Raw genomic sequence first — 13,501 nt, forward strand, 5'->3', positions numbered from 1 at the left:
TAAGTAATAATTGTAAAACCTCCGGCAGCTGACAGCCGGAGGTTTTGAATTATATACAAAGCTTATTTCCCGAGAATGTACCGCTTGCATGTGACGGGCGTTGTCAGGATGAGCTCCTGGGTCGTGCCGTCATCGCGAAAGCCGCACTTCTCGTAAAAGGCGATGGCGGGCGCGTTGTTCTCCAGGACCCAGACGGAAAAATCGTCATACCCTGCCGGCGGAGCCTGTCTATCGCCGCCTCCAGCAGCTTTCTCCCTTGTCCGAGCTTCTGGTACTCCCTCAGTATGTAGATCGCGTGGATATCGCCGAAGGTCTCCGGCAGGTCCCCGTCCCGCGTCTTACCATAGACGGCAAAACCGACGGCCCGGCCGTCCGCCGTCAAGACGACCATGTCCCTGCATTTTTTCTCAGCAAAGCGCCGTGCGCTCTTTGCCGGGCTGAGTGACGCCAGATAAACGTCGCTGATCAGGCCGGTGTAGGTCTCGATCCAGGCATGATAATGTACAAAGCCGCAGGCTTTGGCGTCGCCCGGCGCCGCGTCCCTGATGTCAAATGTCATTATTGAGCACCTCTTATCACGAAGTCCTCGAAAAGGACAGCGTATCAGTGAATATTCTTTTTGTTATATTTCCCGCCGATCAGATCGGAAACATCGGAGACCGTGACAAACGCGCTGTCGTCGATATCCGTCACGATCCCTTTCAGCTTGGAGACCTCGAGGCGCGAGATCACGGAATAAAGCACTATCTTCGCGTTTTGCGTAAAGCCGCCGCGTCCTTCGAGCAGCGTGACGCCCCGGCCGAGACGCGCGCTGATAGCCTCGGCGATCTCCTGTCCTTTTTCCGTAATGATAAACGCCGCCTTCGTTTCGTCAAGTCCCTCCACAGTGATGTCGATGACCTTGAAGGCGATGAAATAGGCGATCAGCGAATACATGGCCCGGTCCCAGCCGAAAACGAGGCCGGCGCTGGTCAGAATAAAGATGTTGAAAAACATCACGGTCTGCCCGACCGAGAACACCGTGCGCTTGTTCACGACGATAGCCACCATCTCCGTACCGTCAAGAGAGCCGCCGTAGCGGATGATGAGGCCGACGCCGATACCCAGGATGATGCCGCCGAAAACGGCTGCCAGCAGAACGTCGTGGGTGAGACCCGGGATTGGATGAAACACGGAGACCCATAACGAAAACGCAGTGATCGAGACGAGCGACGATATCACAAACGTCTTTCCGATCTGTTTGTAGCCAAAGATCAGAAACGGAATATTAAGGGCAAAGGTAAACAGGCCCAGCGGCAGCTTTGTCAGGTAGCTTGTGATGATCGAGATGCCCACGACGCCGCCGTCGATAATATTGTTCGGCACGAGGAAAAACTCCAGTCCGGCCGCGGCGATGACGGTACCGATCAGCAGGAAAAAATACTTTCCTATATACGATAATCTCACGTGTTTCTTATGCAATTATGTCACTCCCAATGAATTCAACCGGCGTTATTTCTCTGGTTCCGGCGTTAATCAGGGAATCCGCGCGGCTCCATGCGCCTGTCTGTCTTGCTGCACCGAGCCGCGGATATTCAGCCTGATTATTTCAGATGCTTATCAAAAAAGGCAAAGCCCTTGTCAATATTCTGCAGCTCGGTCCAACGCAGCTCCAAGCCGCCGTGCTCGTATCCCTCCATGATCTCCATCGCCACATGGCCGGCGCCGCAGACCTCCCGGACCTTCTCCTCAAGGAGATACGCCTGGATACACGGCACGGTGTGGTCGTTCGAGCCGTGGAGTATGTAAATGGGCGGGAAGTCTTTTGTGATGAAGTGCAGCGGATTTGTAAAATGCATGAGCCCCTCGATCTCGCTGGAATGTGCGCCGAGCCAGAGCTTGTCAACATCCGGCATATTGGGATCGGTGACGCCGTACTTCTCCACCTCCTTGTCCTGGGCGATGATATCGAATACGCCGAACCAGCTGACAAGGGCTTTAACGGTGGCCGGGTAATCGGCATATCCCATCGTGAAATCCTCAAACGCCGGGTTCCCTGCCGTGGCCGCTGCCATAACGGCGTAATATCCGCCGGCGCTGTCGCCGCAGGCGCCGAAGCGCTCCGGGTCCAGCAGGTATTTTGACGCGTTGGCCCTGAGGAAACGAATGGCGGCCTTTACGTCGAAAAGCGGCGCGGGATATTTGGCCTCAAAGGCCAGCCGGTGCTCCACGGACACGACGGCGTAACCTCGGTTGACGCCGTCGATCGCCTGCAGAAACTGGATATCGCGCTTGTTGCCGAAAATGAACGCCCCGCCATGGATAAAAATGATCGTCGGAAACGGCCCCTCGCCCTCTGGCGGCAGATAAATGTCGAGCTTCTGGCTCGGGGACTGTGCTGCATATGCGACGTCCAGATACTTGCGGCGAATACCGCTGACGTCGATGATCGGGATCTCCATCGACCCTTCGGGCGGAAAATTAACGGACCATGTTTCCATAATGTAGCCTCCATATATACTTATTTTTTAATATACATGTCAATGGCGCAGCCCGACGGGGTCCGGGGCGCAGCCCCGCGTTGGGGATCATAGGGGGCGAAGCCCCCTATCAGCTTGTCAAAAAAAGCCTCGCAGAGTTTGCCGCCGGAGCGGCAAATAAATTGAAAACTTGTCACGCAGGAGGACATGCGCCTCTGGAGTGACTCTTCTCATGCAGCGCGCGGCTGAGCGTGCTGCATGCAGCCTTGTGTCGGATAAAGCCCAAAGGGCTTTATCGACAGCCTGAGCGGGCGGGCTATTTCAAATGCTTGTCGAAGAACGCAAACATCTCCTCGTTGATCTCCGGCGCGTTCCAGCGCTGGTCGATGCCGCCGTGATTGTAGCCCTCCCGGATGACCAGCTCCGCGTGTCCGGCGCCGCAGACCGCCCGGACCCTCTCCTCCATTTGCCGGGAGTGAATGACGGGCACGATCACGTCGTCCGTACCATGCTCCAGGAAAATCGGCGGCAGGTCGCTCGTAATAAAATTGAGCGGATTTGTGAAATGAGCGAGGCCGCCGATATCCTCGGAGTGTGCGCCCAAAAGGTGCATTTCAATATCCGGGAAATAGGGGTCCGCCTTGGGCGGCTCCTCCCGCGCCATTCTGCTCTCGAGGATAAAATCATAAGGCCCGAACCGGCTGGCAATGGCCTGGACCGCGCTGGAATATGTACCGTTGCCCAGCGAGAAATCCTCGAACACCGAATTGCCCTGAGTGGCCGCGGTCATCACGGCATAGTGCCCGCCGGCGCTGTCGCCGCAGAGGCCGAAACGGCCGGCGTCGAGCTTATACGCCTGGGCGTTGGCACGGAGAAAACGGATGGCCGCCTTGACGTCAAAGATCGCCGCCGGATATTTTGCCTCAAAGGCCAGGCGGTATTCGACAGACACGACGGCGTAGCCGCGGCCGATGCCGCCGATCGCCTGCAGGAACTGGTCGTCGCGTTTGTCGCCGAGGATGAACGCGCCCCCGTGGACAAAGATGATCGCCGGGAACGGGCCGTCTCCCTCGGGCGGCAGGTAAATATCGAGCCTCTGGCTCGGCGAGGCATTGGCATATGGTATCTCCAGGAACTTGCGGCGGATCTCCGAGACATCGAGGATCGGTTTCTCCATTGACCCCTCAAACGGATTGAAGCTTGCCAAAATGTCCATGAAACAGCCTCCATCTATATCAATTTTTATTTTGCAGCCGTCAGCGGAAATATTAATAATTTTTATTTTATTATAGCATTAATTAACAGCGAGCGCAAAAAAAATGCGGCAGCCCCGCCATCGGCGGGGCTGCGCGGCAGCTTGCTTATTGCCTGCTTATTTTATTTGAAATAAATCTTGCTTTGCTTTCTGACTTCGTCCATGATGCAGTCGTTGACCCCCGGGAAGATACTGCCCTCGCCGCCGTATGTAAGGCATGGGATGAACATGCCGCCCTCGCGGTAATCACGGCAGGCCCTGGCGACCTCGTCCCGGACGACCTTTTCGTCCCAATCGCGGCGGTCAACAATCGAGGCGTCGATACCGCCCATGAGGACAAGCTTGTAATCGGTATCTTTCTTGACCTGCTGGATATCGTTGGAGGGAAGAATCCCTTCCCAGATATCGATACCGATATCCACCATATCCTTGGCGATGGGCTGGCAGAAGCTGTCGGCGTGATGCATGGCGATGATGTCATGCTTTTTTATGAGGCTGTAGATTTCTCTGGTAGGTTCCTTATAGAACTCGCGCCAGACATCGGGCGCCATAAACAGCGCGTGCTTGGAGCCCCAATCGTCATGGAACATGATCACATCGGGACGCAGGTTATCAATGAGGAGCTGGATTTGTTTCTTCTTGAAATTCTTGATGGCGCCGATCAGATCATGCATCGCTTCCGGCTCCTCCAGCAGGTTGCAGAGCGTGTCCTCAAAGCCCATCAGGAAGTGGCTTGACTCGAAGATGCCCGTCACGTTCCAGACCATCACGAACTTGCCTTCGGCCCGGACCTTCTCCGCGTCGGCCCTGGCCTGCGTCCAGTCCAGCTTCAGGCTGTCCAGGTCAGGGAACTTGACGTAATCGCGCCACTTGGTCACATCGCGGACAACCTTGGTTTTGTCGTTGACAATGGGCATGGCGCCGGGCTCTTCCTCGCCCCAGAAAAGCGTCACCCCGAGGGGGTTCACCGCGGTCTGTCCGGGTGTCAGCGGATACATATAGTAAAAAATCGGGTCCCATACCTGCGGGAAGGGTTCCCACTCGTTGACAAACGCATCCGGCTTGCCGTTTTCCAATGTTTCAAGTACATTTTCCTTCAAGGATAACACAGACATTCCTCCTTCGTATAAAAAAATCGAGCAGGCAGTATCTTACAGTAAAATTATAATAACGCACATAACATCATTTGTAAATATCAATTTATTTGTCAGATATGACAAGTAGGTTATCGTCAAATGTCGAAGCCGCTTTCAAAGCATCGCATTGCCGCCGGGAAGGATGGGTTAGCCCGCCTTTCTCAGCGGGCTCAGGTCGATAAAGCCCTTTGGGCTTTATCGACAAGGGGGTGCATGCAGCGCGCTCAGCCGCGCGCTGCATGAGAAGTGTCACTCCGGAGGCGCATGTCCTCCTGCGTGACAAATTTTCAATTTATTTGCCGCTCCGGCGGCAAACTCTGCGAGGCTTTGCCCTCTGTAAGAGGGTTTTTTGACAAGCTGAGCCCGTCTTTCTCAGTGGGCTGATATTACCGCTTTCGGTTTCGGCTTCGTCATGTTCAGCGATGTAACGGTCACGCTCAGGGCCGTGCCGCCCAGGACCGCTAAAGCCGCGAGCAGGACGTTTCCGGCGCTCAAGCCGTATTGCAGGTCCACCCGGTCCGCTGAAACCTTATCGATGACAGGATTGAGCTGGTAATCCTGCTTAACAATATATGTCTCCTCCGTCCCCCTGGGAGACGCGAGCTTTTCCGCGATGTCCCCGGCGCCGTTTGCCAGAGCGCCGGACAAAAGCGCGGCAAGAGCGAGCGCCAGGGCGGCAAGCATCACGTTTTCAAGCGCCATCTGCAGCACGATTTGCCGCCGGCGTACGCCAAGCGATATCAGGGCGCCCAGCTCACGCTTCCTGTCCTTTGTCCACATATTCAGGATCAATCCCAGCAGCACAATGCAGCCGGCAACGACCGCCGCCACGAGGACCGCCGCGGCGATGCCCATGTTTGTCAAAGGCTTTGCGGCGGCCCGATACGCCGAGTCGTCCGGTTTTATCGTAAAATATTTCGGATCAAGCTCCCTGAGCGATTTTACCGCGGACATGGCGGCGTCCAGATTTTCAGGATCGTCCACAAAAAACGTGGCGGCTTCGAACTGCGCGCCGTCCGCGGCCGGATAACCCATAAAGCTTTTTACGGCCGAATCGATCTGATTCAGCGCGTATAAGTCGCAGAAGATCATATTCTCCGCGAAGTCGATTTCAAGCGTATTGGCAATTTTCTCACCGCTTTGAGCTGTCAAAACCGACGGCTCCTGTTCAAAATTAATATCGAACAGTCCCACGATCTCCAGCGCCGCCGGTTCTCCTATCGCCTTATTCGGATCGTCGGCAGGTATGTAGATCCCGTCTCTGGCTTCAACGGTGATCGTGTCTCCCACAGACAGCCGGTTTCTCTGGGCCAGCGCGGTCGATATGACCGCTTTGTACCTGTCGCCTTCCCCGATCTGCCTTCCCCGGGAGAGGGTAAACGCGCCGATCCTGAAGGAATCGTAGAGCGCGCTGTCGTTGCAGCCATATATATTCGCGTTGCGCGTCATCACCCTATACCAATCCAGCGTCATGCCCATCTTCCGCTGCGCGGGACTGATATCGCCGGGATTTGCCGCGTACCTTTGATACATATCCGCATATACTCCGGGCCGGAATTCAAGATCCGCCCATAAAGCCATCCGATATGACGCGTAATAATCCGTTACATGGTTTATTTTCAGGATTTTGTCGATGAGCCCGGCGTCAATGGGCGGCCCGGTGTAGACCGAATACGCCTGTCCCTGGGCACCGTATTCCATTTTCTGCAGGGCCACGTCGGCGGCGTTGATTTTCAGGATGAAACTGCTGCACAAGCTTTTGCGCAGGGCGTCTTTCGCATTATCCGCGCTGGACTTTATCATAAGCCCCAGCAACGCGAATACCGCTATCACAAACATGATCGCGAACAGCAACAGGCTCCGCCCCCGTTTGCGCGTGATGTACAGCCATGCTCTCCTGACGGTTGACACTCTGAGGCCCCCTTCAGCTCAAGGATGAGAATATCTCTTTCGGCTTCATTGTGATAACGATAGCCGAGGATACTCCCGTAGAAACCGCGATGATCAAAATTTTACATATTATAACACTATTGTCTACATATTACAACACAATGCGCCTTGGAACCAAAAAACGGCACATGAGAAAGAACCTGCCGTCAAATGACGACAGGTCCTTCCGCTTTTCTTATTAGTATTTACCGAAATTTTCACCGCCTGCGGAAACGGCGGCTTTTGCCGCCGGCATGGCGGGAATACTTTTCATATCGGCAGTCCTGGGCGCTGGACTCGCCGCCGCCTCGCCGATCCGCCTTTTCAGCTTGAAAATGCCCACGATCTCCTTCAGCTGCGCCGCCTGGCCCGAAAGCTCCTCGCTGGCGGCCGCGCCCTCCTCCGACGTGGCCGCGTTGGTCTGGACCACCTGGGAAATCTGCACGATGCCCTGATTCACCTGTTCGATGCCGACAGACTGCTCGCTGGACGCCGTGGCGATGTCGCTGACCAGGTCCGCCGCTTTTTTGACCTGCTCCACGATCTGATTCAGGGCGGCCGCTGTGCTGTTGGCGATCTTCGTACCTGCCTCGACCTTCTTAATGGAGCCCTCAATGAGATCCGTCGTCTCCTTGGCGGCATCGGCCGAGCGCGCCGCCAGGCTTCTCACTTCCTCCGCCACGACGGCGAAGCCCTTGCCGTGCTGCCCCGCCCTGGCGGCTTCCACCGCCGCATTCAGCGCGAGAATATTTGTCTGGAACGCGATATCGTCAATGACCTTGATGATTTTGTTGATGCTGCTGGACGATTCGTTAATTTCAGCCATTGCCGCCAGCATGTCCTTCATTTGGGCGTTGCCGTCGGCCGCGTTGGCCTCGGCGTTTCTCGCCAGATCGTTTGCCGTTCTGGCGTTTTCCGCGTTATGTATGACCTGGGAGGATATTTCCTCCAGCGACGCCGTCAGTTCCTCCACGGAGCTCGCCTGCTCGGTTGCCCCCTGAGACAGCGACATGCTGGAGGTTGACACGATATTCGAGCCGGAAGCGACCTGCTCGGCCGCCAGGACAATTGTTTCGATGATTTGATTGAGTTTATTGAGCAATTCGGCTATGCTCTTACCTAAAAGGTCATTGTCGGAGCGGACGGCAATGTCCGCCGTCAAGTCTCCGTCAGCCAGCCGCCGCGCAACATACGCCTGCTCTTTTGTACTGGCTACCAGCTCCTCAAAGGCTTTGGCCAACGTGCCTATTTCGTCTTTTGCCGCAACGTCGATCACCGCGTTCACGTCGCCTTTGGCGAGCAGCTTGGCGGCGTCCACCATTTTCCTGACAGGCCTGCTGATCATTCTTGATATCGCTATTCCCAGGGCAATCGCGATAGCGACGCCGGCGGCGATAACGATCAGCATTATCACCGTTGCCGACGTGACCAGCTGCATGTTTTGTTCGTTCTTTGATTTACCCGAATCCGCGTTGTACGCCATGATCTGGTCGAACGAGGCCTGCACGGCGTCACCCGCGGTCGTCAGATCGCCCAGGATCAGGCTCTGGGCCGCCTCGTCGTTGTCCGACTTTATGTCGCTGACAACCTTTTCGATGATGGATTTGTAGTTATCCCATTGCGGCTTTAACGTATCGACGAGCGCCTGATTGGCGTCGGAAATGTCGCCGCTCTCGTAACTTGCCAGGTTCTGATCTACCAGGGTCAGATAATTGCCGATCTTGTTTAACGCGTCGTCCTGCAGGCTCGTCCCGTCGGTGATGATGGCCTTGACGGAATTGTACCGGATTCTCTGATAATATATGCATGCGGTGCCGGCGTAATTGGTCCCCAATGTATTGACACTGTACAGGCGCGAGTCGGCCTGGCCTATGCTGTTAAGATTGATAAGCCCGACGACGCCGACGACACCGGCGATGATCGCCACTATAATAAAACCGGTAATCAGCTTTGTCGCTATTTTTAAATTTGCAAACCACTTCATAACTCATACACTTCTCTCTGTTAATTCTAACGTAAAATTGATGCTGTTCTTTCCATTAATAGCCTTTCACAGTCCAGCAGGAGGATCACGACGGCATCGATTTTGCCGATGTTTTTTACGAAGCCGCTGCTCTCGGCGTATAAATTCGGCGTCTCCGTGATACTGTCCTCCCCAATGGCAATGACCTCCGAAACGCTGTCAACGATAAGGCCATAGGTGATCTCGTTGTAATCGATAACGACAATACAGGTCCGGTCATCGTAAACGTGCTCCTGCATACCGAATCTCAATCTGACGTCCATGACGGGAATAATCTTGCCCCTCAGATTGATGACGCCTTTGATGTATTCGGGCATTTCCGGCATTTCGGTTATTGTCTGAATGCCGACAATCTCCGTGACATATCTGATTTGTATTCCATACGTCTCCTCGCAGACAATAAAAGTCAGATATTTTCCCTTTAAGCTCTCTTCCTCAATTTCTTCCCTGATTTCTTTCTGTGCTTCCAACTTTTCCAATGCAACTACCTCCATGAATTTATTGCTTGTCCCATCAGCCGGCATTTCTCACCCCCAGTGCTCAATAATATCTTCCGCCGGACATAAATAACGCTGCGGATTCGGAGCTCTTCAAGATAGCCGCAGTTTATTTGGAACTGCGACCCGTACGGGAAAAGCGCTGAAATGGCCCCGTTTTAAACGGGAATGACGGCTTCTGTGACGGGGAATAAAGAAAAATCCATATGCGTGATGTGCAGCTTGTTCAGCTTTTCGATGGCTATTTTTTTCTGCTCCATCAGGGAGTGTGCGTAAATATTGAGGGTAATGGACACATTGGCATGCCCCAATATTTCGCTCAGCGTTTTGATGTCGACGCCAAGCTCCAGCGCGCGCGTGGCGAAGGTATGCCTGATGGCGTGGAATTTGCGGTCCTTAACGCCCGCCAGCAACAAAATCTTTTTAAAATACTTTTGATACGTACGCGGGTCGAGCGGTGCGGCGGTACCGGAGAGGACGTAATGCTCTTCGTTTGCGGCCGGCTTCATCCCGGCGGCCAGCTTCAGCAGAAAGGCGGGCAAGGGAATTTTTCTGACGGACTTCTGGCTCTTGGGCAGTCCCACAAGAAGGGCTGTCCTGTTTTCCTCCGGACGGAAGTTTTTTGTGCGCGATACCGTTCTCGCGATGGACATCGTTCCCGCTTCGAAATCGATGTCGCCCCATTTCAGGGCGCAGAGCTCCCCAAGCCGTATCCCGGTATAAAAGCACAGGAGTATGCCGAGGCGCCGCATGTCGTTTGAACACAGGACCGCGTTCTCGACCAGCCGCTGTTCCTTCAGAGAAAAAACCTGGACCTCCGTGCTTTCCGGCTTTGGCAGCCTGACGGCTTCCATAACAGGCGCGCACTCCGCCGAGCCCTTCAGTATCTCCCTCAGCGCTGTTTTGAAAATCGACAGGAGCTTTCTTTTATATGCGTCCGAGAGGGCCACATTATCCTTGATGGCTCTGACAAAACGCCCGGCGGACGTCTCTGTTATCCGGCTATTTTCAGGGCCGGTAAAAAAGGGAATGACATACAGGCGCATGCAGTTATAGTAATTTTCATAGGTGGACGGTTTGACGCCGTTAACAGCGCAGCTTTCCAGCCATCGGTCAAACAGCCCGGCCGGATTTTCTGCGCGGCGGGGCGCGGCCGGTTTGTCAGCGCCGGCGTTATCCTGATAATTCTTCTTTTTCTCCTTGATCTCCCGGTACGTGCCGGCATAAAGGTATTTGTATTTCCCGTCCGGTTTCAGGATGCGCCCCTCCCAGCGCCCATCCTTCCGCCTGTAAACGTTTTCTCCTCTGCGTGACATAGATCATGCTCCTTTCAAAATGTGACGTTAAAATTGACGGCGAATGGCTATGCAAACGCCGTGCGGCACCATATTTCAGCCAAATGAACGTGCCAGGTCATCGCTTCTCGGCCGCCTTTTTTCTTTTGGGCGGCAATTTAAGCTAATCTGCGGCGGAAATTTATCGATAAATATGAAAAAAGGCGGTCGCAGTTCCAAATAAACTGCGGCCTTTTTTCGGCGATTCATCAGGCTCCGGGGCGTGCTGTCCGATGCCGAAGCCTGCCGGTTCAGCATTTACTACTATTCCGATGTGAATTAAATATAAATCCGCCGGCCCTGACTGTATCTCAGGCCGGCGGATTTATATATTCTGCTTTTTTCAAGGCATCAGCCCCTTTACGAAAACTTTCACGTATCGTTTGTATCGGCAGTTCTTGATCGTTTGTTTACTTGTAAATCTCTGTTTTATCCTCTATTCCGGCTGTATAAAGCACGCTGTTTGCTCAAAAACTATAACGAACCCTAGATCAATCTGTGTGGAGGGAAAAAAATGAAAGCCAATAAAATGGATCATCCCAATCAGGGCATCAGCTGCGAGGTTTCAACCTGCCAATATTATATGAACGGCGATTTCTGCTCGGCGGACAAAATCCAGGTGACACCGAGAACCGCCCGGAACTCCGGCGAGACAGACTGCTCAACCTTTATACCGCAGACCTGATAAATGAAAAGACAGGGTATCGACTTTGCAGTGCGATACCCTGTCTTTTTTGCTTACCTTTTCGCGCGGCCCCGCAGGCGCCGGTACATAATAAACCTTAGATGTGCAGCGCCGCCTGGAACGCGCCGTTGACCGCGGCGGAGATGTTGCCGCCGATCTTTTTCGCGTCACCGACGATGTAGCACTCCGTCTCCGGTGCGCAGTGGCGCAGCTGGCCGACCAGATCGTGATTGATGCGCATGCCCATTGCCAGCAGCACGGTGTCCGCCTCGATCTCAAACGTCCTGCCGTCCTGGTCCTTGGCGACAATGCCCTTATCCGTGACCTCCACGAGCGAGGTGCTGTACTGCACCTGGATCCCCTTCTCGTCCAGCAGGCCCGGCATTTCGCTGAACAGGAACTGCGGCTTGGGCATCATGTCGATCAGGCCGACGACCTCTTTGCCGTCCTCGGTAAAGTCGTGGGCCGCCTCCATGCCGATATCACCGGCGCCGACGATGACGATTTTCCGGCCGACCTTGGGGCGGTATTTCGTCAGCGCGTCGGAGGCCCACATGACGTTCGGTCTTGTGATGCCCGGGATGCTCCGCGGTACGAGGGGCTCCGCGCCGACGGCGATGATCACGGCGTCATAGCCCTCGATATCCAGCAGCTCCTTTGTGGCTTCCGTATTCAGCAGGACTTTTGCCTTGCCGGCCTTGATGGCCTTCTGGGCCTGGACGTTTGTCCACTTCAGGTAATCCTTCAGATCGAATTTGATCCGGGGCGCCGCCGCGCCGTTGAGGCAGCCGGCGATACGGTCGGACTTTTCGTAAACCGTCACGTCATGGCCGCGCTCGATGAGCGTGTGCATCGCCGTGAGACCGGCCGGGCCGGCGCCGACGACGGCGACCTTTTTCTTCACCTTGGCAACCGGCACTTCGCCGTCGCGCAGGTAACTCGTCATGCCGGAAATGGGGTTGACGGCGCAGTTGATGACCTTCGGTCCGCCGAGGCGCATGGCGCACGCGTTGCAGCGCAGGCACGGACGAATGTCCTCCCTGCGGTTGGCCGCGGCCTTCTTCGGCATATCGGGGTCGGCCATCAGCGGGCGGCACATCGCCACGAAGTCGACCCATCCGTTGGAGAGATATTCCTCCGCCAGGTCGACGCTGGTGATGGAGCCGACGGCCGTCAGGCGGATATCGCCCTGGAAATGATCCTTGATTTTCTGCGTCCAGTGGACGTTAAAGCCACGCTTCATCGTGGAGCCCTGGAGCCAGTAGCGCATGTACTTCATGAGCCCCTCGGAGTGGAGGCCGGCGGAGACGTTGAACATGTCCACGCCGTGGTCCTTGAGAATTTTCATGAGCTTGAGCGTTTCTTCAAAGTGCATGCCGTCTTCGATGATCTCGTCGGCGGAGATGCGGTAGTCGATAACGAAGTTCTCGCCGCACAGCTCGCGGGTCTTCTCCACCACCTCGATGGCAAAGCGCGCGCGGTTCTCCAAAGAGCCGCCGTACTTGTCCGTCCGCTTATTGTAATGGGGCGAGGTAAACTGGGAGATCAGGTTGCCGTGACCGCCGTGCAGCAGCGCCACGTCCATGCCCGCGCGCTGCATGCGCTTGCAGGCCATGGCGTATTTCATCACGGTCTCATCGATCTTTTTCTGATCCATTTCGATGGGTATGTACGGTTCGCGGCCCGCCATCGCGGCGCGCATCCTTTCGCTGTCGCCGGGGATCGGACTGGAGGAAAACGGCACATGTCCGACAGCCTCGAACGTGGTGTCCTTGCCGTTATGGTTGACCTCCAGCGAGGCGTGGCAGTCAAACTCCTGCGCCATCTCCGCATACCACGACAGCGGCAGCACGCTGTGATCGCTCGACAGATCCAGCTGGCACTCCTCGTCCTTGCACTCGGTGATATCGATGGACGAGTTGCCCACGTACAGGATCGACGCGCCGCCGCGGGCGAACATGCGGAACCAGTCCACAAACTGGTGGGTCACCAGCCCGTCCGGGCTTGCCAGGTTCGGCGACGGCGGCGCCAAGATGATGCGGTTTTTGAAATCCACACCGCGGACTTTGATCGGGGAAAAGAGATGCGTGTAATTCGATGCCATTTTTTTATTTCCTTTCACATCAGACTGGGGCTATATTCAATTACAGTAATAATACAATAAATATCGAAAGGTAGCAAGC

At 55.1% G+C, this 13,501-nt stretch carries 11 protein-coding genes; 1 reads left to right on the plus strand and 10 read right to left on the minus strand.

The annotated features are described in order from the left end of the window. Window positions 1–103 precede the first annotated feature (103 nt). From BUB60_RS10795 to BUB60_RS10835, 9 genes are all read right to left on the minus strand, one after another. The gene (locus tag BUB60_RS10795; protein ID WP_084726413.1) at window positions 104–559 is read right to left on the minus strand and encodes a GNAT family N-acetyltransferase; all 456 of its coding nucleotides are present in this window, start codon (window positions 557–559) and stop codon (window positions 104–106) included. A 44-nt stretch (window positions 560–603) separates the two neighbouring features. Continuing rightward, window positions 604–1,461: a YitT family protein gene (locus tag BUB60_RS10800; protein ID WP_073078787.1), complete on the minus strand. Its 858-nt coding sequence runs from the start codon at window positions 1,459–1,461 to the stop codon at window positions 604–606. Between the two features lie 122 nt (window positions 1,462–1,583). Beyond that, window positions 1,584–2,480, minus strand: a complete 897-nt coding sequence (locus tag BUB60_RS10805; RefSeq protein ID WP_084726414.1) for an alpha/beta hydrolase — start codon at window positions 2,478–2,480, stop codon at window positions 1,584–1,586. A 295-nt stretch (window positions 2,481–2,775) separates the two neighbouring features. After that, window positions 2,776–3,675, minus strand: a complete 900-nt coding sequence (locus BUB60_RS10810) for an alpha/beta hydrolase (protein ID WP_084726415.1) — start codon at window positions 3,673–3,675, stop codon at window positions 2,776–2,778. 161 nt (window positions 3,676–3,836) lie between these two features. Next, entirely contained in the window at window positions 3,837–4,823 is a 987-nt protein-coding gene (locus BUB60_RS10815; protein ID WP_073078799.1) for a uroporphyrinogen decarboxylase family protein, read from the minus strand. A 399-nt stretch (window positions 4,824–5,222) separates the two neighbouring features. Beyond that, entirely contained in the window at window positions 5,223–6,761 is a 1,539-nt protein-coding gene (locus BUB60_RS10820) for an FtsX-like permease family protein (protein WP_143162325.1), read from the minus strand. Window positions 6,762–6,978: 217 nt separating this feature from the next. Then, entirely contained in the window at window positions 6,979–8,763 is a 1,785-nt protein-coding gene (locus tag BUB60_RS10825) for a methyl-accepting chemotaxis protein (RefSeq protein ID WP_073078804.1), read from the minus strand. A gap of 26 nt (window positions 8,764–8,789) precedes the next feature. Continuing rightward, entirely contained in the window at window positions 8,790–9,272 is a 483-nt protein-coding gene (locus BUB60_RS10830) for a chemotaxis protein CheW (protein ID WP_423242348.1), read from the minus strand. 185 nt (window positions 9,273–9,457) lie between these two features. Continuing rightward, the gene (locus BUB60_RS10835) at window positions 9,458–10,615 is read right to left on the minus strand and encodes a tyrosine-type recombinase/integrase (protein WP_073078805.1); all 1,158 of its coding nucleotides are present in this window, start codon (window positions 10,613–10,615) and stop codon (window positions 9,458–9,460) included. A gap of 532 nt (window positions 10,616–11,147) precedes the next feature. Between BUB60_RS10835 and BUB60_RS10840 the strand changes: the two genes are divergently transcribed. Next, window positions 11,148–11,318, plus strand: coding sequence for a DUF1540 domain-containing protein (locus tag BUB60_RS10840; RefSeq protein ID WP_073078807.1), 171 nt, complete (start codon window positions 11,148–11,150; stop codon window positions 11,316–11,318). 97 nt (window positions 11,319–11,415) lie between these two features. On the opposite strand, the gene BUB60_RS10845 is transcribed toward BUB60_RS10840, so the two are convergent. Beyond that, window positions 11,416–13,422 carry an NAD(P)/FAD-dependent oxidoreductase gene (locus BUB60_RS10845; protein WP_073078810.1) on the minus strand — a complete coding sequence of 669 codons (2,007 nt, stop codon included), beginning with the start codon at window positions 13,420–13,422 and terminating at the stop codon, window positions 11,416–11,418. Window positions 13,423–13,501: the final 79 nt, after the last annotated feature.

Source organism: Sporobacter termitidis DSM 10068 (assembly GCF_900130065.1).
Lineage (GTDB): Bacteria > Bacillota > Clostridia > Oscillospirales > Oscillospiraceae > Sporobacter > Sporobacter termitidis.